A 26,154-nucleotide genomic window follows, 5' to 3' on the forward strand; every position below is an offset into this window, starting at 1 on the left:
TAATCGACTGTTAATCGCCACTGCGCAGGCTGCGCCCCATTCATAAGGATTGGAAGGTGAGCATGCGTAGGTTGTGGTTGATGATTCTGATGCTGATCCCGTTACTGGCGCAGGCAGTGCCCGGCGGGGATCCCTTCCCGGCGAAATCCGGTCCTTCACTCTTCAGCGAGAAGCCTGATTTTCTGTCGGCGAAGGACGCCTTCATTTTTACCTCGGAGCGACTGGCGTCCGGGCAAACCCGCCTGTACTGGCAGATTGCGGACGGTTATTACCTGTATCAGCAACGGCTCAAGTTCGACGGACTGAGCCAGGAGCAGCAGCCCGGCCTGCCGACCGGCGAGGACCATCACGACGAGTATTTCGGCCAGCAGCAGGTCTATCGGCAGGCCCTTGAACTGACAATCCCGGCCTCGGCCAACGGTCAGATCAAAGTGAGCTGGCAGGGCTGCGCCGATGCCGGGTTGTGCTATCCACCGCAAAGCCAGCTCGTTGATGTGGGCAGCGGCAACGCGCAACCGGCCAGCACTGAAAAAGGCAACAACGTCGGCAATCAGGCAGAGGACGAGGCACTGGCGAGTGGCCTGGCGCAACGTTCACTGGCCCTGAGCCTGCTGGCGTTTTTCGGGTTGGGTCTGCTGCTCGCGTTCACGCCGTGTTCACTGCCGATGCTGCCGATCCTGGCCGGCGTGGTGGTCGGCAGCGGCGCAAGACCCGCCCGGGGCTTAGCGCTGGCCAGCGTTTACGTGCTGAGCATGGCGATGATCTACGCCGGGCTGGGCGTGGTCGCCGCGCTGTTGGGCAGCAACCTGCAATCGACCCTGCAACAGCCGTGGCTGCTGAGCAGTTTCGCGGTGCTGTTTGTGGTGCTGGCGCTGCCGATGTTCGGCTTCTTCGAGCTGCAGTTGCCGGGCTTTCTGCGCGATCGTCTGGAGAAGGCCGGGCGTCAGCGCCACGGCGGCAGTCTGTTGGGCGCCTCTGCGCTCGGCGCGCTGTCGGGACTGATGATCGGCCCGTGCATGACCGCCCCACTGGCCGGCGCGCTGCTGTATATCGCCCAGAGCGGCAATGCGCTGCACGGCGCGCTGGTCTTGTTCGTCATGGGCGTGGGCATGGGCCTGCCACTGTTGCTGCTGGTCACGCTCGGCACGCGCTTTCTGCCAAAACCGGGCGCCTGGATGAATCTGATCAAAGGCCTCTTCGGCTTCCTGTTGCTGGGCACCGCGCTGATCATGATTCGGCCGTTGCTCGCCGAGGTACTGTGGTTGGGGCTGTTCGGTGCATTGCTGATCATCTTTGCCTACAGCGCCATCGTGCAGACCCGGCCGTTGCAACGCGCCTCACGCCTCTGCGCACCCGTCGGTCTGCTCGTGGGCCTGTGGGGCATGATGATGGTGATCGGCGCGGCGGCGGGTGGCGACGACCCCTGGCAACCGCTCAAGGTCTACAGCGGGTCGAAATCATCCACCCCAAGCGCGGCCCATGACGCGTTCACCACGATCAATGAACCGCAGGCCCTGGACCGCGAACTCGCCGCTGCAGCAGCCGCTGGGCAGTGGGTGCTGGTCGACTATTACGCTGACTGGTGCGTGTCCTGCAAAATCATGGAAAAGACCTTGTTCGCCAAAGCTGAAACCCTGCAGGCCTTGAACGGCGTGCGCCTGCTGCGCCTTGATGTCACAGCAGACAACGACGCCAGCCGGGCGCTGCTTGATCGTTTCAACGTGCCGGGCCCGCCGACGCTGGTGTGGATCGCACCGGACGGCAGCGAACGACGCGACCGGCGTATCACCGGAGAAGTGGGCCTCGACGGGTTTTTGCAGCACTGGCAAACCACCCGGGGGCGCGACTGATGCTGAGTTTTTCCGTGGGGCCGTTCGCCCTGTCGCTTAATCATTTGCTGCTGCTTGTTGCCTTGGCGCTGGCCACTTTGGTCGGCTGGATCAGTGGCCGCAAGCAGCGAATAAACCCGGAACGCGCCGTCTTCGGCCTGTTTATGTTCGGACTGCTGGTGGCGCGTCTGGCGTTCGTCGCGCGCTACTGGGCGCAGTATGAAAGCGACCTGCTGCGCATCGTTGATATCCGCGACGGCGGCTTCAGTGCCTGGCCCGGTGTTCTGGCAATTGTGGTCGGCGCCGCTGTCATCGCGTGGCGCCGACCGTTGCAGCGCAGGCCACTGGGATGGGGGGTCGCCAGCGGATTGCTGTTCTGGTGGCTGAGTAGTCTGGCCATTGAAAGCCTGCGTCGGGATGTCCCGCTGCCGGATCTGACGCTGCGCAACGGCGCCGGCGAGTCCGTGCAGCTGCGCGATTACACAGGCCGCAAACTGGTGATCAACCTGTGGGCGACGTGGTGCCCGCCATGCCGCCGGGAAATGCCCGTGCTGCAAGCCGCGCAGCAGGCCAATCCCGACGTCGTATTTCTGTTCGTCAATCAGGGAGAAAGCCCCCGTGAAGTGGCGACGTTTCTCAGCAGCCAGGGTCTGCAACTGGACAACGTGCTGTTCGATGACAGCGGCGAACTGGGCCGCCGCGCCGGTTCAGCCGCCCTGCCCACCACGCTGTTTTACGGGATGAACGGCCGTCAACTGGACGGGCATCTGGGCGAACTGTCCAGCGCCAGCCTCACCCATTACCTGGACGGCTTCAGCCAGCCGTCGAGCGCTTCTTCACCGACGTCTTCACAGCCTTCGTCACCCCCTTCTTCGCAACAGAGGACCACCCCATGAACATCATGCGCCCTGCGCTCATCGCTATCGCCGTTTCGCTCAGCCTGCCAGGCGCGCTGGCCCACGCCGAAGAACTGCCCGCCCCGATCAAGGCGCTGGAAGCCAAGGGCGCGACCATCAAAGGCAGCTTCGACGCGCCGGCAGGACTGAAGGGCTACGCCGCCGAGTACCAGAATCAGGGTATGGCGCTGTACCTAACCCCGGACGGCAAGCATGTGCTGGCCGGCAATCTGTTCAATGAAAAGGGCGAGGACCTGAGCACCGCGCCCCTGCAGAAGCTGGTCTATGGGCCGATGGCCGAGGCGATGTGGGGCCGCTTGGAAAACAGCACCTGGATCGCCGACGGCGCCAAGACTGCGCCGAAAATCATCTACCTGTTCAGCGACGCCAACTGCCCGTACTGCAACCTGTTCTGGGAGCAGGCGCGGCCTTGGGTGAAGTCCGGCAAAGTGCAACTGCGCCACATCATGGTGGGCGTGATCCGCGAGGACAGCGCCGCCAAAGCCGCGAGCCTGCTGGCCGACGTGAACCCGGAACTGGCCCTGCAGAACCACGAGCAGGCGGGCAAAGCCAGCACGCTCAAGGCCATGCAGAACATCCCCAAAGACATCCAGGCCAAGCTCGACGCCAACATGAAACTGATGGAAGGCATGGGCCTTTCCGCCACGCCGTCGATTTTCTACAAGGACGAGGCCGGGCACCTTCAGCAGCAACAAGGCGCACCCCGGCCTGAGGCGCTGGCGAAAATGATGGGGCCAAAATAGCCGGATATCCGCTGTCGTAAGCGGGTGGTGGTGGACGGGGCGCTCTGACCGGTGGCAGCTCGTGTTTCAACGCGGGTACTGCACCGGCCTGTCATCCGTGTAAAAATGTCGACCACCATTTCAAGAGCCACACTCGGGAGGCTCGCTCCATGCGTTACGCCGAAGATCACAAAGCCCAGACCCACCAGCGCATCCTTCAGGAAGCCGCCGCACGCTTTCGCCGTGACGGCATCGGCGCCACCGGTTTGCAGCCGTTGATGAAGGCATTGGGCCTGACCCACGGTGGTTTTTATGCCCACTTCAAATCCAAGGACGACCTGGTCGAGAAATCCCTGCGCTGCGCCGTCGACCAAATGCTCGCCTCAGTCGCCGAGAAACTGGCCGAAGACAACTCGACCCAGACGTTCATCGACTTGTACCTGTCGACCGCCCATCGCGATCACCCGGAAAAGGGCTGCCCATTGCCGACCATGGCGTCCGAACTGGGCCAGCGCGGGCAACCGAGCGAGATCACCGACGAGTTGATCCACCGCATGCTCGCAACCCTTGATGCAGGCATGCCGGCCGATGGGCAGAGCAGCGACAAGAGCGTGATGCTGATGTCCGGGCTGGTGGGGGCGATGGTGCTGGCGCGCAGCGCAAAGGATCCGGCGCTGGCCGAGCGGATTCTGGAAACCACCCGCGATCAGCTCAAGCAACTGATCGAGGGCTGAGGCTCACTTCCCTGCCCTTTCTCGGCAGGAAAGCGTTACGTTTGTTTCACTGATGCCTCAGGGATGCCAGCGACGGAACAGCACGCTGGCGTTCACGCCCCCGAAGCCAAAACCGTTCGACAGCGCGTACTCGATGTTCATCGGGCGCGCCTTGCCGCGGACGATGTCGATGCCCACCGCCGCCTCGTCCGGGTTCTCCAGATTGAGGGTCATCGGCGCGATCTGATCGCGGATCGCCAATGCCGTGAAGATCGCCTCGATCCCGCCTGCTGCGCCGAGCAGGTGCCCGGTGGCTGATTTGGTCGACGTCACCGCGACGCCATTCTGGTCACCAAACACCGTTTTGATCGCCGCCATTTCACCCTTGTCGCCCACCGGGGTGGACGTGGCGTGGGCGTTGACGTGCTGGACGTCGGCAGGCTGGATGCCCGCCTGACGGATCGCTGCCTGCATCGCTCGACGCGCGCCACTGCCATCCTCCGGCCCGGCAGTCAGATGATAAGCGTCCGCGCTGGTGCCGTAGCCAACCAGCTCGACGATGGGCGTTGCACCGCGGGCAAGTGCGTGCTCCAGGGTTTCGATAACGATGATCCCCGCGCCTTCGCCCATGACGAAGCCGTCGCGGTCACGGTCGAAGGGCCGCGAGGCGCGCGCAGGCGTGTCGTTGAAGCCATGGGAGAGCGCACGGGCGGCCGCAAATCCGCCCAGGGCGACGCGGTCGATACAGGCTTCGGCGCCACCGCAGATGGCCACGTCCGCCTCCCCGTTGCGAATCAGCCGCGCGGCATCGCCGATGGCCTGGACGCCCGCCGCACATGCCGTCACCGGGGCGCCCAGCGGGCCTTTGAAACCGTGCTGGATCGACACATGCCCGGCTGCCAGATTGACCAGAAACGACGGAATGGTGAACGGCGACAAGCGCCGCGGCCCGCGGCTGTCCGTAATGCGCACGGCCTCGGCGATGGCGCCGAATCCACCGACGCCGGCGCCGATGATGGTCGCGGTGCGTTCGCGCTCCTCTTCGGTGGACGGTGCCCAGCCCGCCTGCGTGACCGCCTGTTGCGCAGCACCCAGGGCGAACAAGATGAAGCGGTCCATCTTCTTCTGCTCTTTGGGCGGCGCCGCAGCGTCAGCATCGAACCCGGCTTCAGGGTCTTGCTCCAGTGTCGGCACCGGGCCGCCGACTTTGCCCGGCAAATCAGCCACCGTCCCCTCAGGCAACTGCACAATGCCGGAGCGGCCTTCGAGCAACCGCTTCCATACCGCTTCGACGCCGGAGCCCAATGGCGTTACCAGCCCCATACCCGTCACTACGATGCGACGCTCACTCATGGGTTCACCTTCTCCTCGTTTTTGGCAGTGGCCGGCACCCTTACGCGCCAGCCGTTTTGTAACGCTGCGCCGCGTGCTGCAGCGACAGATTCGGGCCCAGCGCCAGGCGTGCCTGGGTGAACGCCTGCCAGTGCGCGGCGTCGGGCAGCGACGGAATGGTCACCCGCTCCTGCTGATCAAACCCGGCCAACGCGGCGTCGACCATTTCGTTGACGTCCATGACCATTTCCGGCGGGAAGGCGTTGATGTCCATGCCCGCGCGCTCCCAGATTTCAGTGCGTGTGGCACCGGGCATCACCGCCTGAACCTGCACGCCCCGTTCGTTCATCTCGGCGGCCAGCGACTGGGTCAGGCTCAACACATAGGCCTTGCTGGCCGTGTACACCGCGTTGAAGCGCTCCGGCAGCATGGGCACAACGGAAGCGATATTGATGATCGCCCCGGTGCCGCGCGCCGCGAAACCGGCCGCTGCGGCTGATGCCAGATGGGTCAGCGCCACGATATTGAGTTGAATCAGGCGGTCCACCTCGCCCAGATCCGATTCGGCAAGGGGCGTACTCAGTGCAACCCCGGCGTTGTTCACCAGCAAAGTGACCGATGCGTCCGAGCGCAAACGCTGCTCGAGAACGCTGACGTCGTCGGGCTGGGTCAGGTCGGCTTTCACCACCTCGACGTGGATCGAATGCTTTGCGCGCAGATCGGTTGCCAGTGCTTCCAGCCGCGCCTGGTCACGGGCCACCAGCACCAGATCGAATCCGCGCCGCGCCAGCCGGTCCGCGTAAGTGAAGCCAATGCCCGACGAGGCGCCGGTGATGACAGCTTTGCCTTGAGTCTGAGTCGTCATGAACGTTCTCCGTGGGAAGGTAAGCGTAGCGGCGGAGAGATATTACATCCGTAATTTAAAAAATAATATGTCAGTCGACATTTTTCATGTCGTGCGTGATTGGCCAGCCCTGGTTTATTGCAGGCATAAAAAAGACCGATCAGTGATCGGCCTTTGCTCACAGGGTTTTAGTTGATCGACAGCTTGTCGCGGTTCTTGTCCAGCAGCGCTTTGCCGATGCCCTTCACTTCGAGCAACTCGTCCACCGCCGTGAAGCCGCCGTGTTCTTCACGGTAAGCGACGATGGCGTTGGCCTTCGCGGCGCCAATGCCGGACAGCTCTTTCTGCAGGGTTTCCGCACTCGCGCTGTTGAGATTGACCTTGGCGTCCTGCATGCCCGCCGGCGCGGACATGGCAGGTTTGGCGGCTTCAGGCGGGGTGGCGGCAGGGGCGGCAGTCACGGCGAGGGACGTACTCGCGAGCAGTGCGAAGATCAGAGAGGACAGGTAAGAAGTACGCATGAGTCATGCTCCATCGGCATCGTAAGTGGAAGCAGCATTCCTGAGCTGCTTCCCAAACCTAGCCGATGGCGGCAGTGCGTCAACGCAGGGATCGGTGACCGGATATGTCCTGTCTCGCAGGCTCCGTGCACAGCGGCCTGGCGCCCGTTTCAGCGATCATTTGGCTGCGTAAGAAAAGGTTTCCGGTGTGCGTGTACTCAGGGTTCCCGACGACGCTGCTGATGAATCCAGTCAACGATATCGCCCTCGGGCGCATAGCCACTGACGGTGTCCCCGAGGATCTGCCGCACGCGGGTGTAATCATCGTCGTCCAACGCCTTGAGCAGCTGCGAAAGGCTTTGCTTGAAGACGTCCCACGTGAGGAAGTCTTCCTGGGCGCTCATGATCATCGGGTGGCGAGTCGCTGCCACATTGTTGCCGATCAGCAGCTCCTCATAGAGCTTCTCGCCAGGCCGCAGTCCGGTGAACTCGATGGCAATGTCGCCCTGGGGGTTGTGTTCCGAGCGGATGCTCAGGCCCGACAGATGCACCATCTTCTCGGCCAACTCGATGATGCGCACCGGCTCGCCCATGTCGAGCACGAACACGTCGCCGCCCTGCCCCATGGAACCGGCCTGGATCACCAACTGCGCCGCTTCCGGAATGGTCATGAAGTAGCGGGTGATTTTCGGGTGCGTGACCGTCAGCGGCCCACCGGATTTGATCTGCTGATGGAACAGCGGGATCACCGAACCGGACGACCCCAGCACATTGCCGAATCGCACCATGATGAATCGGGTCTTGTTGACCTGATGCACATTGGAGCGGTCGCCGAACATCACCGGCGCGGTTTCCCGGCTCAGTGCCTGCAACGTCAGCTCGGCCAGGCGCTTGGTGCTGCCCATCACATTGGTCGGGCGCACGGCCTTGTCGGTGGAGATCAACACGAAGTTTGCCACGCCGGCCTGCAGCGCGGCTTGGGCCGCATTCAGCGTACCGACCACGTTGTTGAGCACACCCTCGGCGATGTTGTGCTCGACCATCGGCACATGCTTGTAGGCCGCTGCGTGGTAGACCGTGTTGACCTGCCAGGTCTTCATCACGTCCAGCAGCTTGGCGTGATTGCGAATCGAGCCCAGGATCGGCAGCAACTTGACCTTGAGCGACTCGCGGGCCACCCGCCGCTCCAGTTCGGTGAGGATTGTGTACAGGTTGAATTCGCTGTGATCGAGCAGCAACAGCGTGGTCGGCTTCAGCAGCAGGATCTGTCGGCACAGCTCCGAGCCGATAGAGCCGCCCGCCCCTGTCACCAGCACACACTGATGCTTGATGCAGTGTTCGAGCAGTTCTTCCTGGGCAGGTACGGCGTCGCGGCCAAGCAGGTCGGCAATGTCGACTTCCTGCAGATCGTCGACCTTCACCCGGCCGGCGGCCAGATCAGAGAAATTCGGCACGCTGCGAACATGCAGCGGGAAGCCTTCGAGGAAGCCGAGGATTTCCCGGCGGCGCGCACGGGCTGACGACGGAATCGCCAGCAGGATTTCCTGGGCGCCGGTCACATCGATCATCTGCTGAATGTGCTTGGGCTTGTAGACCTGCAGCCCGGAAATGACCCGGTTGGAGATCGAGTCGTCGTCATCGATAAACGCCACGGGACGCATCGACCGGCCCATGCGCAAGGCGGCAACCAGTTGATTACCTGCCGCGCCGGCGCCGTAAATGGCCACTTTGGGCAGGCCATCGTCACGGGTCGCGAACGGCACATGGCGAGCGGCAGAGAACCAGTCGCCGAGGAAGTACTGACGCATGGCCAGCCGCAGGCCACCGATCATCACCAGGCTCAGCCACCAGTAATTGAACATCACCGATCGTGGCACAACGTGCTGGTGGTTGCTGTAGAGGTAGACCACGACCCCGAGAATCAGGGCCGAAAGGCTGACGGCTTTGATGATCGCGATCAGCGCGTCGTTGCCGAAATAACGCATGACCGCGCGGTACATGCCGAACCGAATGAACAGCGGGATGGCCACCACGGGGGCGCTTGCGAACAGCCAGGTATGGATTTCCAGGGGATTGATGAGCTCGTCGATGCCCAGGCGAACGACGAACGCCATCCACAACGCGAACCAGATCAGACAGACGTCTGCGGCGACCTGCATGATCCGCTTGTGCCGGCGAGGCAGCGCCAGCAGCGAAGTGCGAATTTTCTCCATTGTCCCCTCAAGCACGCGTTCAAACTCCTTTCAGTCGACCCTTGCACCGGCCATTGATTCCTGTCCCGCAAGGGAATCGGATCAACAGCATCAGCGCCAATGTCCACGCTCAGCTTTTTTCAAGCGCCCCTGCCTTGAAGATGACTGCCAGGGCGAGCAATGGAGCGTAAGCAATGATCACGCCGAGTGCCCCGTCCAGCCCGAAACGGGTGACACCTACAGCGACCGGCAACAGCCAGCACAGATTGATTACACCGACTGCGGACGTCACGGGAAGGTGCTTGCCAAAACGGCGCGAGGCGAATTGATAAGCGTGACTTCTGTGCGCCTCATAGACCTTGTCGCCCCGAATGAGCCGACGGATGAGGGTTACGGTAGCGTCTACGATGAACACCCCGAGGAGGATAAGCCATACCCACAAGAACTGCGAGGAAATCCACGCGCCCTGCAGCGACAGACAACCGAGCATGATGCCGAGAAACCCGCTGCCGGCGTCGCCCATGAAGATCTTTGCCGGGGGGAAATTCCAGGCCAGAAAGCCCGCCACTGCGCACGCCAGCAGGACCGGCAGCCACACCAGCGTGGCGACACCGCTGAGGGCGTAGATGATCGCCGCACCGACGCAGACGCAGATCGCCTCGACGCTGGCAATGCCGTCGATCCCGTCCATGAAGTTGTACAGATTAAGCAGCCAGACCAGATAGAACGCCGCCAGCACGTTGACGATCAAGCCCGGGGCGAGGGTCATGCCGAACACGCTGACCGGCGGAAGACCTCCCAGCCAGAACAACGCCCACGCTGCCGCGAAGAAGTGCCCCAGCAGGCGCCATCGCGCCGCGATGTGGCCGTGATCGTCGAGAAACCCCAGCGCCGCGATCAACGCGCCCGCGCCGAACATGGCCAGGAACGGATCGCGCCCTATCAGCCCTGCACAAAGCATCCAGACCAGTGCCACCAGGTAACTGATGACAATCGCCACACCGCCGCCCCGTGGCGTCGGGATCGTATGAGAGCTTCTACCGTTGGGAATATCGAGCAGGCTCTTGTGCAATGCATATCGTCGCAATACATGCGTCAGCGCAAACGACAACACCCCAACAGCAACCGCGACCCACCAATAATTCATGCTCGATCCGTAACCAGAAAATGCTCGACGGTCTTTTTCAGGCCGTCCTCTACCGACACCGGGGGCTGCCACTGCAACCGTTCGCGATTTTTGCTGATGTCCACCCGCAGCGAACCCAGCACCCGCTCGGCCGCCGATGTGCGACCCAACAGTGAGGCGCCGAGCATGATAAGGGATTCGGGGACGGGAATAAGCCAACCCGATGCACCAATGTGCGATTTGAGGCGGGCGGCCAGTTCGGTGGTCGACAGGTCGCGGCCGTCGCTGACCAGAAAGACCTGGTTCGCGGCGGCAGGATGATCGATGCAGACGCGGATCAGGTCGATCAAATTGTCCAGCGAGACCAGGCTGCGCGCATTGTTCACCGAACCGAGCGGCAACGGCACACCTTTGCGCAGGGTGCGCATCAGTTGCAGGAAGTTCGCCTTGACGCCGGGCCCATACACCAGCACCGGACGGATGATGACCACTTCCATCGCAGAGGTCTTTGCCAGCGCCAGAAGGCCCTGTTCTGCCTCGTGCTTGGAGATGGCGTAGGGATCGCTCGGATTGGGCGCGTCGTCCGGACGAAAGCATTGGCCCCGCGCAGTGGACTCGCCGTTGACCTTGATCGTGCTGATAAAGATGAAGCGCCGGACACCGGCTGCGGCGGCCTGCTCAGCGAGGTTCAGCGTGCCGAGGGTGTTGACCTCCCGGTACAGCGAAAGGGGGTCAGCCGCGGTGTCGTGCATGACATGCACCCGCGCTGCAGCATGAACGACCGTATCGACGTCGTGCAGCACTGCTCGCCGTGGGGTGTCGGCAGTCAGCCCGGCAACAGTGGCCGTCGTGACGTTTGCAGAAGAATGGGGCATCGCCCGTCGGCTGACCGCAACAATGTGCGTGTCAGGCAGGTGTGCAAGGTGGTCAACCAGCGCTGTTCCCAAAAATCCCGAACTGCCTGTTACCAGGATTTTTCTGGTCATATCCGATCCATGCACATAAGAATTCGTCGTCGATCATGACGGCCGCTGCGGGGCAGCGGCGCCATTGTAGACGATTGGCTCGCGGCCCTGCCATTCAGTCAGCAGGACCGCTTGCCAAGTGCATCACTTGCCGTTGATCAACGCTTCGATCTCTTTCACCTTGGCTTCGACCAGGGCTGGATCACGACGGCTCTCGACGTTCAGACGCAGCAACGGCTCGGTATTCGAACCGCGCAGGTTGAAACGCCACTCAGCGAACTCAAGGCTGATGCCGTCGGTTCTGTCGATGTTCGAGCAGGACGGCGTGTAGTGCTCCAGGATCTTGGCGATGATGGATTTGACGTCGTCGACCTTGTAGTTGATCTCGCCGCTGCACGGGTAGGCCGCCATGCGCTCATCGACCAGCTGCGAGAACTTCTTGCCGGACACCGACATCAGTGCAGCGACCAGCAGCCACGGGATCATGCCGCTGTCGCAATAGGCGAAATCGCGGAAGTAGTGGTGCGCACTCATTTCGCCGCCATACACGGCGTCTTCAAGACGCATGCGCTCCTTGATAAAGGCGTGGCCGGTTTTGCACAGCACCGGCGTGCCGCCCGCCTGCTCGACCTGATCAATGGTGTTCCAGGTCAGGCGCGGGTCGTGAATGATTTTCGAGCCCGGGTGTTGCTTGAGTAGCATTTCTGCCAGCAGGCCCACCAGGTAGTAGCCCTCGACGAAACGGCCCTGCTCGTCAAAGAAGAAGCAACGGTCGAAATCGCCGTCCCAGGCCAGACCCAGGTCGCAACCGTGCTTGAGCAGCGCGTCGCGGGTGATGCTGCGGTTTTCCGGCAGCAGCGGGTTCGGTACGCCATTAGGGAAGTTGCCATCCGGCTCAGCGTTGATGATGACCCACTCGAACGGCAGCTGGGAGCGGATCGCCTCCAGTGCAGGACCGACCGCGCCATTGCCCGGATCAGCGAGGATCTTCAGTGGACGAAGATCGGCGTCTTTGACGTAGGTCAGCAGGTGCTGAATGTAGGCCGTTTTGTCCGGCTTGGACTGAACGCTGCCGTGCTGGGCGGCAACCTGACCGAAATCGCCCGCATCGACGCGCTGGCGAATGGCATCAAGGCCGGTGTCACCGCTGATAGGACGAGACGACTTTTGCACCAGCTTCATGCCGTTATAACCCTTCGGGTTATGACTGGCCGTGACCATCACGCCGCCGTCTGCTTCGTAGTGGCTGGTGGCGAAATAGACTTCTTCGGTGCCGCACAGGCCGATGTCGATGACATCCGCGCCGGCTTCCTGGATGCCTTTGATCAACGCTTGAGCCAAGGCCGGGCTTTCAAGACGCATGTCTCGGCCCACGACGATATTTTTGGCACCCAGTTCGACAACCATGGACCGCCCGATGCGGTACGCGATGTCATCGTCAAGGTCATTAGGCACCTGACCACGGATGTCGTAGGCCTTGAAGCAGCGAGTCTGAAGAGCGGGATAGTCGGAATTCATGTGTAAAAACCTATGCGACGAAAAAACCCGAAGGTTCCTCTGTTCAGTAGAAGCAGCTCGAATGAAGAACTGCACGCAACCCTCGCGCCTGAAAGCTTGAGGCGTGGGTTAGGCATTGAAAAAGGGAATTAGTTATAGGTGCGCTTGTAATTATCTTCAACGCAAGCGTTGAGGTGTCTGGCGCGCGGGGATTCTATCAGGGCAGGCGTGACGCTTTGGGCTTCCTGCGCAGACGCGCGACTGAAACCAACAGCGGGCCAATCAACATGCCCACCAGCAGTGCGAAGATCACCGGCACGGCAACAGGCAGCTCGGGCGTGTTCCAGCCAAAGAATACCAGTGCGACGGTTTGCTGGTTTTCCAGCACAAATACGAGAATCGCCGCTGCGATCAACAGGGCGATAACTAAAAAGATCAGACGCTTCACATTTCGCATGAGAACTCCTCAAAGAGCTATTGGAGCTCGTGCTCCTCTTCTTCGTTCACCCGGTCGCGGAGCTCTTTGCCTGGCTTGAAGTGAGGGACGAACTTGCCATCGAGGCTGACAGACTGGCCTGTCTTTGGATTGCGGCCTACGCGAGGCGCGCGATAATGCAGGGAAAAGCTGCCGAAGCCGCGTATTTCAATACGGTCGCCCGTCGCGAGGCACTGCGACATCTGCTCAAGCATGGTCTTGATGGCCAGCTCCACATCTTTGGATGAGAGCAGTCCTTGATGGGTGACAATTCGTTCGATCAACTCCGACTTCGTCATGTTTTTCCCTTCTTTTTCAAGCAGCTAGGTAAAGCGCTTTGAAGGTTTTAGCATGACCTGAAGCATTTGAACAGAGTATGTCCAGACTTAAATCAACCGAGCTTGAAGATCGTCAACAGGCACTGGCCGAACATGCCGCAAAAACACCCGCCCACAAAAAAGGGCGACCGAAGTCGCCCTTTTTCAATGGTCAGACAGAACTCAGTTCTGTTTTTCCATTTGAGCACGCAGCAGGTCACCCAGAGTGGTAGGACCAGTGCTTTCAGCGGTTTCAGGCTTGCTACGCAGGCTCTGAATCGCTTCTTTCTCGTCTTCAACGTCTTTCGACTTGATGGACAAGCTGATCACGCGGCTCTTGCGGTCAACGCTGATGATCTTGGCTTCGATCTCTTCGCCTTCTTTCAGAACGTTACGCGCATCTTCAACGCGGTCACGGCTGATTTCGGAGGCTTTGAGGGTCGCTTCGATGTCGTCGGCCAGAGTGATGATGGCGCCTTTGGCGTCAACTTCTTTAACGATACCGCGGACGATAGCGCCTTTGTCATTGACAGTGACGTACTCGGAGAACGGATCGCTTTCCAGCTGCTTGATGCCCAGCGAGATGCGCTCACGCTCTGGATCAACCGACAGGATCACGGTGTCAAGCTCGTCGCCCTTCTTGAAACGACGTACGGCTTCTTCGCCCACTTCGTTCCAGGAGATGTCGGACAGGTGAACCAGACCGTCGATGCCGCCGTCCAGACCAATGAAGATACCGAAATCGGTGATCGACTTGATGGTGCCGGAGATCTTGTCGCCCTTGTTGAACTGGCCAGAGAAATCTTCCCACGGGTTAGATTTGCACTGCTTGATGCCGAGGGAGATACGACGACGCTCTTCGTCGATGTCCAGAACCATGACTTCCACTTCGTCGCCAACCTGAACGACTTTAGACGGGTGGATGTTCTTGTTGGTCCAGTCCATTTCGGAAACGTGTACCAGGCCTTCCACGCCTTCTTCCAGCTCTGCGAAGCAGCCGTAGTCGGTCAGATTGGTAACACGCGCGGTAACGCGAGTGCCTTCCGGGTAACGAGCCTTGATAGCAACCCATGGATCTTCACCCAGTTGCTTCAGACCCAGGGAAACACGATTGCGCTCGCGATCGTACTTCAGGACCTTTACATCGATCTCATCGCCAACGTTGACGATTTCCGATGGATGTTTGATGCGCTTCCAGGCCATGTCGGTGATGTGCAGCAGGCCATCGACGCCACCCAGATCGACGAATGCGCCGTAATCGGTGAGGTTCTTGACGATACCCTTGACCTGTTGGCCTTCCTGCAGCGATTCCAGCAGAGCTTCGCGCTCGGCGCTGTTTTCGGCTTCCAGGACACTGCGACGGGAAACGACAACGTTGTTGCGCTTCTGGTCCAGCTTGATGACCTTGAATTCCAGCTCTTTGCCTTCCAGGTGCGTGGTGTCGCGCACTGGACGGACGTCAACCAGAGAACCTGGCAGGAACGCACGGATGCCGTTAACGTCGACTGTGAAGCCGCCTTTAACCTTACCGTTGATAACGCCCTTGACCACTTCCTCAGCTGCGAAAGCCGCTTCCAGAACGATCCAGCACTCGGCACGCTTGGCTTTTTCGCGGGACAGCTTGGTTTCGCCAAAGCCGTCTTCGACCGCGTCCAGCGCAACGTGGACTTCATCGCCGATCTTGATGGTCAGCTCGCCAGCATCGTTGTGGAACTGCTCCAGCGGGATGAGGCCTTCGGACTTCAGACCAGCGTGAACGGTGACCCAACCAGCCTGGTAATCGATATCGACGATGATCGCGGTGATGATCGAACCGGCCTGAAGGTTAAGAGTCTTTAGGCTTTCTTCGAAAAGTTCAGCAAAGCTTTCGCTCATTTTAATTCCTGTTGATAAGGGCGAAGAATACGCCCATCTGCCACGCTCCAGACAACGTGGGTTTCGTTCATATGAAAGAAAGCCTGCGGGACTATGACTGGTCTCCCACATGGCTTTCTGGTCATCCGGCGAGATCGCGGAGTGCGACTTCACTCAGGATGCGTTCAAGCACCTGCTCGATGGACAATTCGGTGGAATCCAGCTGAATGGCGTCATGCGCCGGCTTGAGCGGGGCTACCGCTCGCTGGGTGTCACGCTCGTCGCGGACACGGATCTCATCTAGCAGACTCGGCAGACTAACATCGTCACCCTTGGCCTTCAACTGCAAATATCGCCGTCGGGCACGCTCGTCGACGCTGGCCGTCAGAAAAATCTTCAACGGCGCGCCGGGAAAGACCACCGTGCCCATGTCGCGACCGTCGGCAATCAGGCCCGGAAACTCCTGAAACGCCCGCTGGCGCTGCAGCAGTGCTTCACGAACAGCGGGCAACGACGCCACCTGCGACGCGCCACTGCCGACATGCTCATTGCGGATGGCCGACGTCACGTCCTCCCCTTCGAGGATAATGCGCTGACCGTGGTCATCGGTCGCTGCCATGAACTGCACGTCCAGGTGCGCAGCCAGCAGTTTCAGTGCTTCTTCATTGGTCAGATCGACGCCATGGTTGACGGCCGCGAAGGCCAGCAGCCGATACAGCGCGCCGGAATCCAGCAGGGACCAGCCCAGACGTTTGGCCAGCTTGCCGGCCACCGTGCCCTTCCCGGAACCGCTGGGTCCGTCGATCGTAATGACCGGAGCTTGAACTTTCACGATTGCCCCTCTTGCGTTACACGAATACCCACCTGAGCACACAGCGTCAGGAAACTGGGAAATGAAGTCGCCACATTGGCGCAGTCCCGGATATGAATCGGGCTGGCCGCACGCAGCGACGCGATACTGAATGCCATGGCGACGCGGTGATCGCCCTGCGCGTTGATTTCACCACCGCCGAGGTTTCCACCATCAATAATGATGCCATCTGCGGTCGTTTCAACGTTTATGCCGAGCGTCGCCAGACCGTTGGCCATGGCGCGAAGGCGGTCTGATTCCTTGACGCGCAATGCCTGAGCGCCCTTGAGGACCGTTCGCCCTTCGGCGCAAGCGGCGGCAATCAAGAGCGCCGGGAGCTCGTCAGTGGCCAGCGGTATCAGGGCCAGCGGGATATCGATACCCCTGAGACGGGCATGGCGCACGTGCAGATCAGCCACCGGCTCACCGCCCGCATCGCGCGGGTTGTCCAGCGTGATGTCCGCGCCCATCAGGCGCAGGATATCGATGACGCCCGAGCGCGTCGGGTTCACACCCACCCCTTCGACGATCAAATCCGAGCCCTCGGCGATGGAGGCTGCCACCAGAAAGAACGCCGCCGAAGAAATATCGGCGGGCACTTCGATGCGGGCGGCCTTGAGCTCAACCCCTGACTGCAACGCGACTGTCGCGTCATGAGCGGAAACCGAATGACCCAACCCTTGCAGCATGCGCTCGGTGTGGTCCCGGGTCGGGGCTGGCTCGTGCACCATCGTTGTGCCATTTGCGTAGAGACCGGCGAGCAACAGCGCGGATTTCACCTGAGCGCTGGGCAATGGCATGTCGTAGCGGATGGCCTGAAGACCCTGCCCACCGCGAAGGGTCAGCGGCGGCCGGCCGTCTTCTGCGGTGTCGATCACGGCGCCCATCTGGCGCAACGGTTCGACGACACGGGTCATCGAATGCCGTGACAGCGAGGCATCGCCGGTCAGCACGCTGTCGAATCGCTGCCCGGCCAACAGGCCACAGAGCAGGCGCATCGACGTGCCCGAGTTACCGAGGTAAAGCGGCCCCGGCGCCGGTCGCAGCCCGTTGAGGCCGACGCCATGAATGGTCAGGCGACCGTGGTGTGGGCCCTCGATGACCACACCCAGGTCGCGGAATGCCTGCAACGTCGCCAGCGCGTCCTCACTCTCGAGAAAGCCTTCGACGACGCTGGTGCCCTGGGCCAGGGACCCGAGCATGATCGCGCGGTGTGAAATCGACTTGTCACCCGGCACGCGAACCTGTCCCCGGACAACGCCGCCAGGCTTCCCGATAAACTTCAGGTCGGCGCACGCGGCTTGTTCAACGTAGGCACGACGGGCAAGGATCTTGCCGAAATGCTCGCGTGCGACCCGGGCCCGGGTGAACACACCGAGCAACTGGTGGCCATCGCCTGCATCCACGGCATCGCGCAGCGCATCAAGGTCGCTGCGGAAGGTGTCGAGGGTGCGCAGCACCGCCTCGCGATTCGCCAGGAAGATGTCATGCCACATCACCGGATCACTGCCGGCGATGCGCGTGAAGTCGCGGAAGCCCCCCGCCGCATAGCGGAAGATGTCGAGGTTTTCGTTACGTTTGGCCAGCGAATCCACCAGGCCGAACGCCAGAAGGTGCGGCAAATGACTGGTCGCCGCCAGCACTTCATCGTGGCGCTCGACCTGCATGTGCTCGACGTCGGCGCCCAGTGCCGACCAGAGACGGTCAACCAGCGCCAGCGCCAATGGATCGGTTTCGGCCAGTGGCGTGAGGATGACTTTGTGCCGCTTGAACAGCTCGGCGTTGGAGGCTTCCACTCCGCTCTGCTCGGAGCCGGCAATCGGGTGGCCGGGCACGAAGCGCGGCGGCATCACACCGAACGCTTCACGCGCGGCGCGGACCACATTGCCTTTGGCGCTACCGACGTCGGTCAGCACGGCATTGCCCAGGTCCATTCCAGCCAGTACGCCGAGGAGCTTTTCCATGGCCAGAATCGGCACGGCCAACTGAATGACGTCAGCCCCTACGCAGGCGGCAGCGAGATTGTCTTCACAGCGATCGACCACGCCCAGCTCCACGGCCAGTGTGCGCGATTGCGGATCGAGATCGACGCCCACGACTTCGCGACACAGGCCACTCTCCTTCAAGCCCTTGGCGAACGACCCTCCGATCAGGCCGAGCCCGACCACCACCAGGCGGCCGATCATAGGCGCAGCGGGTTGCAGCGACGTGACATCAACCACGTGCCAGAACCTTGCTCAACGCCTCGATGAAACGACTGTTCTCGCTCGGCAAACCGATGCTCACCCGCAGGTGATTGGGCATGCCATAACCACCAATCGGGCGAACGATCACACCTTCACGCAGCAATCCTTCGTAAACCGAAGCGGCCTCGCGGCCCAGGTCTACGGCGATGAAGTTGGCTTTGGAGGGAATCCAGCTCAGGCCCATCTGACCAAGCCCCTCTTCCAACTGCTGCATGCCGGCTTCATTGAGCTGACGGCTTCGCGCAACGTAGTCCACGTCGCCCAGCGCAGCGCAAGCGGCGGCCAGCGCGAGGCTGTTGACGTTGAACGGCTGACGCACGCGGTTCAGCACGTCGGCCACGACCGGCGAGGACAACCCATAGCCGACGCGCAACGACGCCAGGCCATAGGCCTTGGAAAACGTCCGCGACACCAGCAGGTTTGGATAGGCGCTCAGGAAGTTAAGCCCGTCAGGCAGCTCGGCGCTTTCGGCGTATTCGATGTAGGCCTCGTCCAGCACGACCAACACGTTGTCAGGCACCTGCGTGAGGAAATCCGCCAGCGCGCTTGGCCCGAACCAGGTCCCGGTGGGGTTGTTGGGGTTGGCGATGAAGACGACTCGGGTGTTGCTGTCGATGGCGGCGAGCATGGCCGGCAGGTCGTGACCCCACGCCTTTGCCCTGGCGACGTGAGCAGTCGCGCCCACGGCCTGGGTGACAATCGGATAGATGGCGAACGCGTGTTCGCTGAACACCGCATTCAGCCCCGGCGCCAGATAGGCACGGGCGACGATTTCCAGAATATCGTTGGAGCCGTTGCCCAGCGTCACTTGCTCGGGCTGCACGCCACAGGCTTGCGACAGCCGCTGCTTGAGCTCGAAACCGTTGCCGTCCGGGTAGCGGGTCAATTCCGCCAGCGCGTCGTTGATCGCCTGCAACGCCTTGGGGCTGGCGCCCATCGGGTTTTCATTGCTCGCCAGCTTGATGATGCGCCCCGGATCGATATCCAGTTCACGCGCCAGTTCGTCCACCGGTTTGCCGGGAACGTAAGGCGATAGTTTTTGCACGCCGGGCTGTGCCAGCGTGAGGAAGTCGCCGCTCATGTACCGCTTTACCTCTTCAGTGAAACCCGTAGGGCTACAAGTCCGGACGCAGGATCAAAGCACTGCCTTCGGATAGGAACCCAACACCTTGAGCGCCACGGCTTCCTGGCTGATCTGCTCGAGGACGGCCTTGATCAGCGGGTCGCGGTGGTGGCCGACGAAGTCGATGAAGAACACGTAGGTCCATTTCCCGCTTCGCGAGGGGCGCGTCTCGATGCGCGTCAGGTCGATGCCGTTTTGGTGAAACGGCACCAGCAGTTCATGCAGCGCGCCCGGCTTGTTGCTCATCGACACAATGATCGACGTTTTGTCGTCACCGGTCGGCGGCACTTCCTGGTTGCCGATCATGAGGAAACGCGTGGCGTTGTCCGGACGGTCTTCGATCTTCTCGGCAATCCGCGTCAGGCCGTAAAGGCCCGCCGCCATATCACCGGCGATCGCCGCCGAGTTCCACTCGCCCTTGACCCGCTTGGCCGCATCGGCGTTGCTGGCAACGGCGATGCGCTCGACGTTCGGGTAGTGCGCGTCCAGCCATTTGCGGCATTGCGCCAGGGACTGGGCGTGGGAATAGATGCGGCTGATGCTGTCAGTCTTGGTGCTTTCGCCCACCAGCAGATGATGGTGGATGCGCAGCTCGACTTCGCCACAGATCACCATGTCGTGCTCAAGGAAGCTGTCCAGCGTGTGGTTGACTGCACCTTCGGTGGAGTTTTCCACCGGGACGACGCCGAAATTCACCGCACCGGCGGCCACTTCACGGAACACTTCATCGATCGCAGCCATCGGCTTGCTGATGACGGCGTGGCCGAAATGCTTCAGCGCGGCAGCCTGGGTGAACGTGCCCTCGGGCCCCAGATAAGCGACCTTGAGCGGCTGCTCCAGCGCCAGGCACGAGGACATGATTTCGCGGAACAGCCGCGCCATCTCTTCATTGCTCAACGGGCCACGGTTGCGCTCCATGACACGTTTCAGGACCGCCGCTTCACGCTCAGGCCGGTAGAACACCGGCACCTCGCCCGCTGGCAGGTCGGCCATCTTGACCCGGGCGACTTCCTGGGCGCAGCGGGCGCGTTCGCTGATCAGCTCCAGAACTTTTTCGTCCAGGCTGTCGATGCGGACCCGCAGAGCCTTGAGTGCTTGTTCAGACATTAGCCGTGTTCCTTCTCGAACTCTGCCATGTACGCGGTCAGGGCGTTGACCGCACTGAGGTCGATGGCATTGTAGATGGACGCGCGCATGCCGCCGACCGAACGGTGGCCTTTGAGGTTGAGCAGGTTGCGCGCTTCGGCACCCGCGAGGAACGGCTTGTCCAGGCGATCATCGGCCAGACGGAACGGCACGTTCATCCACGAGCGGTCGGACGGGTTGATCGGGTTGCTGTACAGGCCGCTGGCATCGATGAAGTCGTACAGCGTGCGCTGCTTGAGTTCATTGCGCGTGGCCATGGCTTCGACACCGCCCTGCTCTTTCAGCCATTCGAAGACCAGACCGGACAGGTACCAGGCCAGCGTCGGCGGCGTGTTGTACATCGAGCCGTTGTCGGCCGCGACCTTGTAGTTGAGCATCGTCGGGCACAGGGAACGCGCGCGACCCAGCAGGTCCTCGCGGATGATCGCCAAGACGATGCCGCTCGGGCCGATGTTCTTCTGGGCGCCCGCGAAGATCATGCCGAAACGCGAAACGTCGAGGCGGCGCGAGAGGATGTCCGAAGACATGTCGGCGACCAGCGGCACGTCGCCGGTTTCCGGAATCCAGTTGAATTGCAGACCGCCAATGGTCTCGTTGGGCACGTAGTGAACGTAGGCCGCGTCTTTCGACAGCCTCCACTCGCTCTGGCCGGGAATGGCGAAATAATCGGCGGGCTTGGCGCTGGCGGCGACATTGATGTTGCCGTAACGCGATGCTTCTTCAATGGCTTTCTGCGACCAGATGCCGGTGTCGATGTAGTCGGCGGTGCCGTTTTCAGGCAGCAGGTTCAATGGAACCTGAGCGAATTGCTGGCTGCCGCCACCTTGAAGAAACAGCACTTTGTAATGGGAGGGGATGGACAGCAGATCGCGAAAATCCTGCTCTGCCTTGGTGGCGATGGAGACGAACTCGTCGCTGCGATGGCTCATTTCCATGACGGACAGGCCTTTGCCATGCCAGTCCAGGAGTTCGGCCTGGGCACGCAGCAGAACAGCTTCAGGGAGCGCGGCAGGACCTGCGCAGAAGTTAAAGGCTCGCTTGCTCATATCCACTCTCGTCGTGTCACTGAATTAATTTGGAACGGGTGAAGTGCGGGGAAATGCGGAAGGTTCTCGTTTCATTACGATCACCCGTTACCGAAACGGTTGACCGGCGCGTAGGGCATCGGTCAAAAAGGGGGGGCTGTCACCAGCCCCCCCCTCTCGGCGTTACTCCTGCGGCTCTTCTTCGTCAGCCGCGGGATCCGCTTGCGCATCGTCAGCGGACTCGTCGGTGTCGACGGCGCCAATCACGTCAGCATCAACCTCTTCGCCTTCGAACGCTTCGCCGTCCAGCTCTTCGCCCTCGACTTCCGATGGCTCCTGGACGCGCTCCAGACCGACCAGTTTCTCGTCCTTGGCCAGCTTGATCAGGGTCACGCCCTGAGTATTGCGGCCCAGACTCGAAACTTCGCCAACACGGGTACGCACCAGCGTGCCCTGGTCGGAAATCAGCATGATCTCCTCGCCTTCCTGCACCTGAACGGCGCCGACCAGACGGCCGTTACGCTCGTTGCTGACCATGGCGATGACGCCCTGACCGCCGCGCTTGTACTCAGGGAATTCGGTGATCGCGGTGCGCTTGCCGTAGCCACGCTCGGAAGCGGTGAGGATCTGGCTGCCCTGCTCCGGGATCAGCATGGAAATCAGCTTCTGACCTTCCGGCAGACGCATGCCGCGCACACCGCGAGCCGTGCGGCCCATGGCGCGCACTTCGGATTCCTTGAAGCGGGTGACCTTGCCGCCGTCGGAGAACAGCATGATTTCCTGCTCGCCATCGGTAACCGCGGCCGAGATCAAAATGTCGCCTTCGTCCAGCTCCAGCGCAATCAGGCCGACGCTGCGTTGACGACTGAACGCCACCAGCGGGGTCTTCTTGACGGTGCCGTTGGCGGTCGACATGAAGATGAACGGCGCCTTCTTCTTGTCAGCAGCCTTGATGCGCGCCTTGCGCTCTTCTTCGGTCTCGTTGCTGTTTTCGAGCTCTTCGGCCTCGGCGTCCACGCCTTCGGCTTCCTCTTCGTCAGCACGCTTGCGCATGGCTTCGAGATCGACCGGCAGCATGGTGGTGATGTATTCGCCTTCGCTCAGCGGCAACAGGTTGACCAGCGGACGACCACGGGCAGCGCGGGACGCTTCCGGGATCTCGTAGGTCTTGAGCCAGTACACCTTGCCTTTGCTGGAGAACATCAGCAGCGTGGTGTGACTGTTGGCGACCAGCAGGTGAGCGATGTAGTCCTCATCCTTGACGCCGGTGGCCGACTTGCCTTTGCCGCCGCGACGCTGGGCCTGATAGACAGCCAGCGGTTGAGTCTTGGCGTAGCCACCATGGGAGATGGTCACGACGCGCTCTTCTTCCGGGATCATGTCGCCGAGGGTCAGGTCCAGGCGCGCATCGAGGATCTCGGTGCGACGCACATCGCCGTACTCGGCGCGGATCAGCTCGAGCTCTTCGCGGATGACTTCCATCAGGCGCGTGGCGCTGTTGAGGATGCGCAGCAGCTCGCCGATCTGAGTCAGGATTTCCTGGTACTCGGTCAGCAGCTTTTCGTGTTCCAGACCGGTCAGGCGGTGCAGACGCAGCTCGAGGATGGCCTGAGCCTGTTCCGGCGACAGGAAATACTTGCCGTCTCGCATGCCGTACTGAGGATCGAGGTTTTCCGGGCGGGACGATTCGGCGCCCGCCCGCTCGACCATCTCGACCACGGCGCTGGATTCCCACGGCGTGCTGATCAGCCCTTCTTTGGCTTCAGCCGGGGTCGGCGAGGCTTTGATGAGGGCGATGACCGGGTCGATGTTCGACAGGGCAACGGCCTGACCTTCAAGAATGTGACCACGCTCGCGGGCCTTGCGCAGTTCGAACACGGTACGGCGGGTAACGACTTCGCGACGGTGACGAATGAAGGCTTCCAGCAGGTCCTTGAGGTTCAGGATGCGTGGGCGGCCGTCGATCAGCGCAACGATGTTGATACCGAAGACGCTTTGCAGTTGGGTCTGGGCGTAGAGGTTGTTGAGGATGACCTCAGGCACTTCGCCGCGACGCAGCTCGATGACCACGCGCATGCCGTCCTTGTCGGACTCGTCGCGCAGTTCGGTGATGCCTTCAAGCTTCTTCTCTTTAACCAGCTCGGCGATCTTCTCGATCAGACGCGCCTTGTTCAGCTGGTACGGCAGCTCGGTGATGACGATCTGCTGGCGACCACCGACCTTGTCGATGTCTTCGACAATGGAGCGGGCGCGCATGTAAATGCGGCCACGGCCCGTCTTGTAGGCTTCGACGATGCCGGCACGACCGTTGATGATCGCGGCGGTCGGAAAGTCGGGGCCGGGGATGTACTGCATCAACTCGTCGACGGTGAGGTCGCCGTTGTCGATCAGCGCCAGGCAGCCGTCGATGACTTCACCGAGGTTGTGCGGCGGAATATTGGTCGCCATGCCCACAGCGATACCGCTGGAGCCGTTGACGAGCAGGTTGGGAATACGGGTCGGCATGACCGCAGGAATCTGTTCGGTGCCGTCGTAGTTCGGCACCCAGTCCACGGTTTCCTTGTGCAGGTCGGCCAACAGCTCGTGGGCCAGCTTGGTCATGCGCACTTCGGTGTATCGCATGGCGGCGGCGTTGTCGCCGTCCACCGAACCGAAGTTGCCCTGGCCGTCTACCAGCAGGTAGCGCAGGGAAAAGGGTTGGGCCATACGAACGATGGTGTCGTAGACCGCGGTGTCGCCATGCGGGTGGTACTTACCGATAACGTCACCGACCACACGGGCGGATTTCTTGTACGGCTTGTTCCAGTCGTTACCCAGTTCGCTCATCGCGAACAGTACCCGACGGTGCACGGGCTTCAAGCCGTCGCGCGCATCGGGGAGAGCACGTCCGACGATGACGCTCATCGCGTAGTCGAGGTAGGACTGCTTCAGCTCGTCTTCGATATTGACCGGGAGGATTTCTTTGGCCAGTTCGCCCATGAGAAGCCTGATTCCTTTTTCTGGTGAAACCGCGTTCAGCCATCCGGGATGAACGAGGCTTGCCGCTGCCGACGATTGTCAGGCAACGACTTACGACAAATCAGCGAGTTATGCCATGAATGTGCGCAGTCATAAGGGTCGCCATGCGCCCCTTTGGAAACCGCCGGATGGTACCACAATCGCCGTGAGGCACGAAGTGTTTGCAGGCGCCGCGAACAAGCCGTTTCGCCAGCAGACGCCTGAGAAGCGCTCACAGAGCCCGATAGCGCGTTTGACGACGAATGGCATTATCGGCAGCGGGGTGATCAATGCAGGCGTTTGCGGCACATCAGCAGGGCCATTTTTGCCGTATCCGGGCGTTCGACAATGCCCTTCTCGGTGACGATGGCGTCGATGAGATCAGCAGGTGTCACGTCGAACACCGGGTTGAACGCATCGACGTCGGCCCCCACGCGTTTGCCGCCAACCTCAAGCAATTCGCGGCCGTCGCGTTCTTCGATGGGGATGTCGTCGCCACTGGCCAGGTTCATGTCGATGGTCGAGCTCGGCGCCACGACCATGAAGCGCACGCCGTGGTGCATGGCCGCGACCGCCAGCTGGTAGGTGCCGATCTTGTTGGCGACGTCGCCGTTGGCGGTGATGCGGTCAGCGCCGACGATGACCCAGGTGATGCCTTTGGTTTTCATCAGGTGCGCGGCGGCGGAGTCGGCGTTGAGGGTGACCGGGATGCCTTCGTTGACCAATTCCCACGCGGTCAGACGGGAGCCCTGCAGCCAGGGCCGGGTTTCGTCGGCATAGACACGCTCGATCATGCCTTCCAGGTGTGCCGCGCGAATCACGCCGAGCGCCGTCCCGAAGCCGCCTGTGGCCAGCGCGCCGGTGTTGCAGTGGGTCAGCACGGTCTGCAGATTGCCCTGATGCTTGCGGATCAGCTCTGCCCCCAGTTGCGCCATGGTCAGGTTGGCTTCGCGGTCGCTCAAGTGAATGGCCACGGCTTCGGCTTCCATGGCCTTCAGGGGATCTTCGTGATCCTTGAGGCGATACAGGCGCTCGCGCATGCGGTTCAGCGCCCAGAACAGGTTGACCGCCGTGGGCCGGGAATTGGCCAGCAGGTCGAAGTCCTCCTCCAGAGCCATCTGCCAGTCACCGCCTTCGGCGAGCCGATCAACCACCGCCAGGACGATGCCGTAGGCCGCACTGATGCCAATCGCCGGCGCGCCGCGCACGACCATCGTGCGAATGGCTTCGGCTACGCCTTCAGCACTGGTGTAGGGATGCCAGGTTTCTTCGAAGGGCAAGACCCGCTGATCCAGGAGATACAACGTGCCGTCCCGCCAATCGATTGCCTTTACCTTCTCCGCAGCCAGTAATCGATCGCGCATTGCACACCCCACTTGATGAATTTTGAAAAGCTTGCCGCCACAGCGACGGTGCAAAGAAGCAAATCGCCAGCACCTTAAAAAGCCGCCGATTATAGCGAGCCGCCTGCGAAGACGCTCGGG

General features: G+C 61.5%; 21 protein-coding genes. 4 read left to right on the forward strand and 17 right to left on the reverse strand.

Annotated features, from left to right (window positions below):
• Positions 1 to 62: 62 nt before the first annotated feature.
• From dsbD to QWI18_RS08835, 4 genes are all read left to right on the forward strand, one after another.
• Positions 63 to 1,850 carry a protein-disulfide reductase DsbD gene (dsbD, locus tag QWI18_RS08820; protein ID WP_369318648.1) on the forward strand — a complete coding sequence of 596 codons (1,788 nt, stop codon included), beginning with the start codon at positions 63 to 65 and terminating at the stop codon, positions 1,848 to 1,850.
• Positions 1,850 to 2,725: a prolipoprotein diacylglyceryl transferase family protein gene (locus QWI18_RS08825; RefSeq protein ID WP_369318649.1), complete on the forward strand. Its 876-nt coding sequence runs from the start codon at positions 1,850 to 1,852 to the stop codon at positions 2,723 to 2,725. Before dsbD ends, QWI18_RS08825 begins: the two co-directional genes overlap by 1 nt.
• A gap of 5 nt (positions 2,726 to 2,730) precedes the next feature.
• Positions 2,731 to 3,489, forward strand: a complete 759-nt coding sequence (gene dsbG / locus QWI18_RS08830) for a thiol:disulfide interchange protein DsbG (protein ID WP_369318700.1) — start codon at positions 2,731 to 2,733, stop codon at positions 3,487 to 3,489.
• Between the two features lie 149 nt (positions 3,490 to 3,638).
• Positions 3,639 to 4,202 (forward strand): TetR/AcrR family transcriptional regulator, encoded by a 564-nt coding sequence (locus tag QWI18_RS08835; RefSeq protein ID WP_369318650.1) that lies wholly within the window; start codon positions 3,639 to 3,641, stop codon positions 4,200 to 4,202.
• Positions 4,203 to 4,259: 57 nt separating this feature from the next.
• Here the strand turns inward: QWI18_RS08835 and fabF are convergent, their stop codons facing one another.
• The 17 genes from fabF to mtnA all read right to left on the reverse strand — a co-directional run bounded on the left by fabF (position 4,260) and on the right by mtnA (position 26,034).
• The gene (fabF, locus tag QWI18_RS08840) at positions 4,260 to 5,534 is read right to left on the reverse strand and encodes a beta-ketoacyl-ACP synthase II (protein WP_369318651.1); all 1,275 of its coding nucleotides are present in this window, start codon (positions 5,532 to 5,534) and stop codon (positions 4,260 to 4,262) included.
• A gap of 40 nt (positions 5,535 to 5,574) precedes the next feature.
• On the reverse strand, positions 5,575 to 6,378 hold the full coding sequence (locus QWI18_RS08845; protein ID WP_192133782.1) for an SDR family oxidoreductase: 804 nt from the start codon (positions 6,376 to 6,378) through the stop codon (positions 5,575 to 5,577).
• Positions 6,379 to 6,545: 167 nt separating this feature from the next.
• Complete coding sequence (locus QWI18_RS08850; protein WP_192133784.1) at positions 6,546 to 6,878, reverse strand: helix-hairpin-helix domain-containing protein; 333 nt, start codon at positions 6,876 to 6,878, stop codon at positions 6,546 to 6,548.
• Between the two features lie 197 nt (positions 6,879 to 7,075).
• Positions 7,076 to 9,070 (reverse strand): polysaccharide biosynthesis protein, encoded by a 1,995-nt coding sequence (locus tag QWI18_RS08855; RefSeq protein WP_369318652.1) that lies wholly within the window; start codon positions 9,068 to 9,070, stop codon positions 7,076 to 7,078.
• A gap of 109 nt (positions 9,071 to 9,179) precedes the next feature.
• On the reverse strand, positions 9,180 to 10,196 hold the full coding sequence (locus tag QWI18_RS08860; RefSeq protein ID WP_369318653.1) for a glycosyltransferase family 4 protein: 1,017 nt from the start codon (positions 10,194 to 10,196) through the stop codon (positions 9,180 to 9,182).
• Complete coding sequence (locus QWI18_RS08865) at positions 10,193 to 11,161, reverse strand: UDP-glucose 4-epimerase family protein (protein WP_369318654.1); 969 nt, start codon at positions 11,159 to 11,161, stop codon at positions 10,193 to 10,195. The genes QWI18_RS08860 and QWI18_RS08865 overlap by 4 nt, the downstream gene beginning before the upstream one ends.
• Before the next feature lie 123 nt (positions 11,162 to 11,284).
• The gene (locus QWI18_RS08870) at positions 11,285 to 12,658 is read right to left on the reverse strand and encodes a phosphomannomutase/phosphoglucomutase (protein ID WP_065992989.1); all 1,374 of its coding nucleotides are present in this window, start codon (positions 12,656 to 12,658) and stop codon (positions 11,285 to 11,287) included.
• 196 nt (positions 12,659 to 12,854) lie between these two features.
• Positions 12,855 to 13,094: a LapA family protein gene (locus tag QWI18_RS08875; protein WP_369318655.1), complete on the reverse strand. Its 240-nt coding sequence runs from the start codon at positions 13,092 to 13,094 to the stop codon at positions 12,855 to 12,857.
• Between the two features lie 17 nt (positions 13,095 to 13,111).
• Positions 13,112 to 13,411, reverse strand: coding sequence for an integration host factor subunit beta (gene ihfB, locus QWI18_RS08880; protein WP_037011901.1), 300 nt, complete (start codon positions 13,409 to 13,411; stop codon positions 13,112 to 13,114).
• 201 nt (positions 13,412 to 13,612) lie between these two features.
• The gene (gene rpsA, locus QWI18_RS08885) at positions 13,613 to 15,304 is read right to left on the reverse strand and encodes a 30S ribosomal protein S1 (RefSeq protein ID WP_065992985.1); all 1,692 of its coding nucleotides are present in this window, start codon (positions 15,302 to 15,304) and stop codon (positions 13,613 to 13,615) included.
• Positions 15,305 to 15,425: 121 nt separating this feature from the next.
• Positions 15,426 to 16,115, reverse strand: a complete 690-nt coding sequence (cmk, locus tag QWI18_RS08890; protein ID WP_065992981.1) for a (d)CMP kinase — start codon at positions 16,113 to 16,115, stop codon at positions 15,426 to 15,428.
• Positions 16,112 to 18,319, reverse strand: a complete 2,208-nt coding sequence (locus tag QWI18_RS08895) for a bifunctional prephenate dehydrogenase/3-phosphoshikimate 1-carboxyvinyltransferase (protein ID WP_369318701.1) — start codon at positions 18,317 to 18,319, stop codon at positions 16,112 to 16,114. The genes cmk and QWI18_RS08895 overlap by 4 nt, the downstream gene beginning before the upstream one ends.
• Before the next feature lie 28 nt (positions 18,320 to 18,347).
• On the reverse strand, positions 18,348 to 19,460 hold the full coding sequence (gene hisC, locus QWI18_RS08900) for a histidinol-phosphate transaminase (RefSeq protein WP_369318656.1): 1,113 nt from the start codon (positions 19,458 to 19,460) through the stop codon (positions 18,348 to 18,350).
• A gap of 54 nt (positions 19,461 to 19,514) precedes the next feature.
• On the reverse strand, positions 19,515 to 20,609 hold the full coding sequence (gene pheA, locus QWI18_RS08905) for a prephenate dehydratase (RefSeq protein ID WP_065992977.1): 1,095 nt from the start codon (positions 20,607 to 20,609) through the stop codon (positions 19,515 to 19,517).
• Entirely contained in the window at positions 20,609 to 21,694 is a 1,086-nt protein-coding gene (serC, locus tag QWI18_RS08910; RefSeq protein ID WP_369318657.1) for a 3-phosphoserine/phosphohydroxythreonine transaminase, read from the reverse strand. The genes pheA and serC overlap by 1 nt, the downstream gene beginning before the upstream one ends.
• Positions 21,695 to 21,856: 162 nt before the next feature.
• Positions 21,857 to 24,652, reverse strand: coding sequence for a DNA gyrase subunit A (gene gyrA, locus QWI18_RS08915; RefSeq protein WP_369318658.1), 2,796 nt, complete (start codon positions 24,650 to 24,652; stop codon positions 21,857 to 21,859).
• Between the two features lie 305 nt (positions 24,653 to 24,957).
• Positions 24,958 to 26,034: an S-methyl-5-thioribose-1-phosphate isomerase gene (gene mtnA, locus QWI18_RS08920; RefSeq protein WP_192133795.1), complete on the reverse strand. Its 1,077-nt coding sequence runs from the start codon at positions 26,032 to 26,034 to the stop codon at positions 24,958 to 24,960.
• Positions 26,035 to 26,154: the final 120 nt, after the last annotated feature.

The organism is Pseudomonas sp. W2Oct36 (assembly GCF_041060465.1).
GTDB classification, from domain to species: Bacteria; Pseudomonadota; Gammaproteobacteria; order Pseudomonadales; family Pseudomonadaceae; genus Aquipseudomonas; species Aquipseudomonas graminis_B.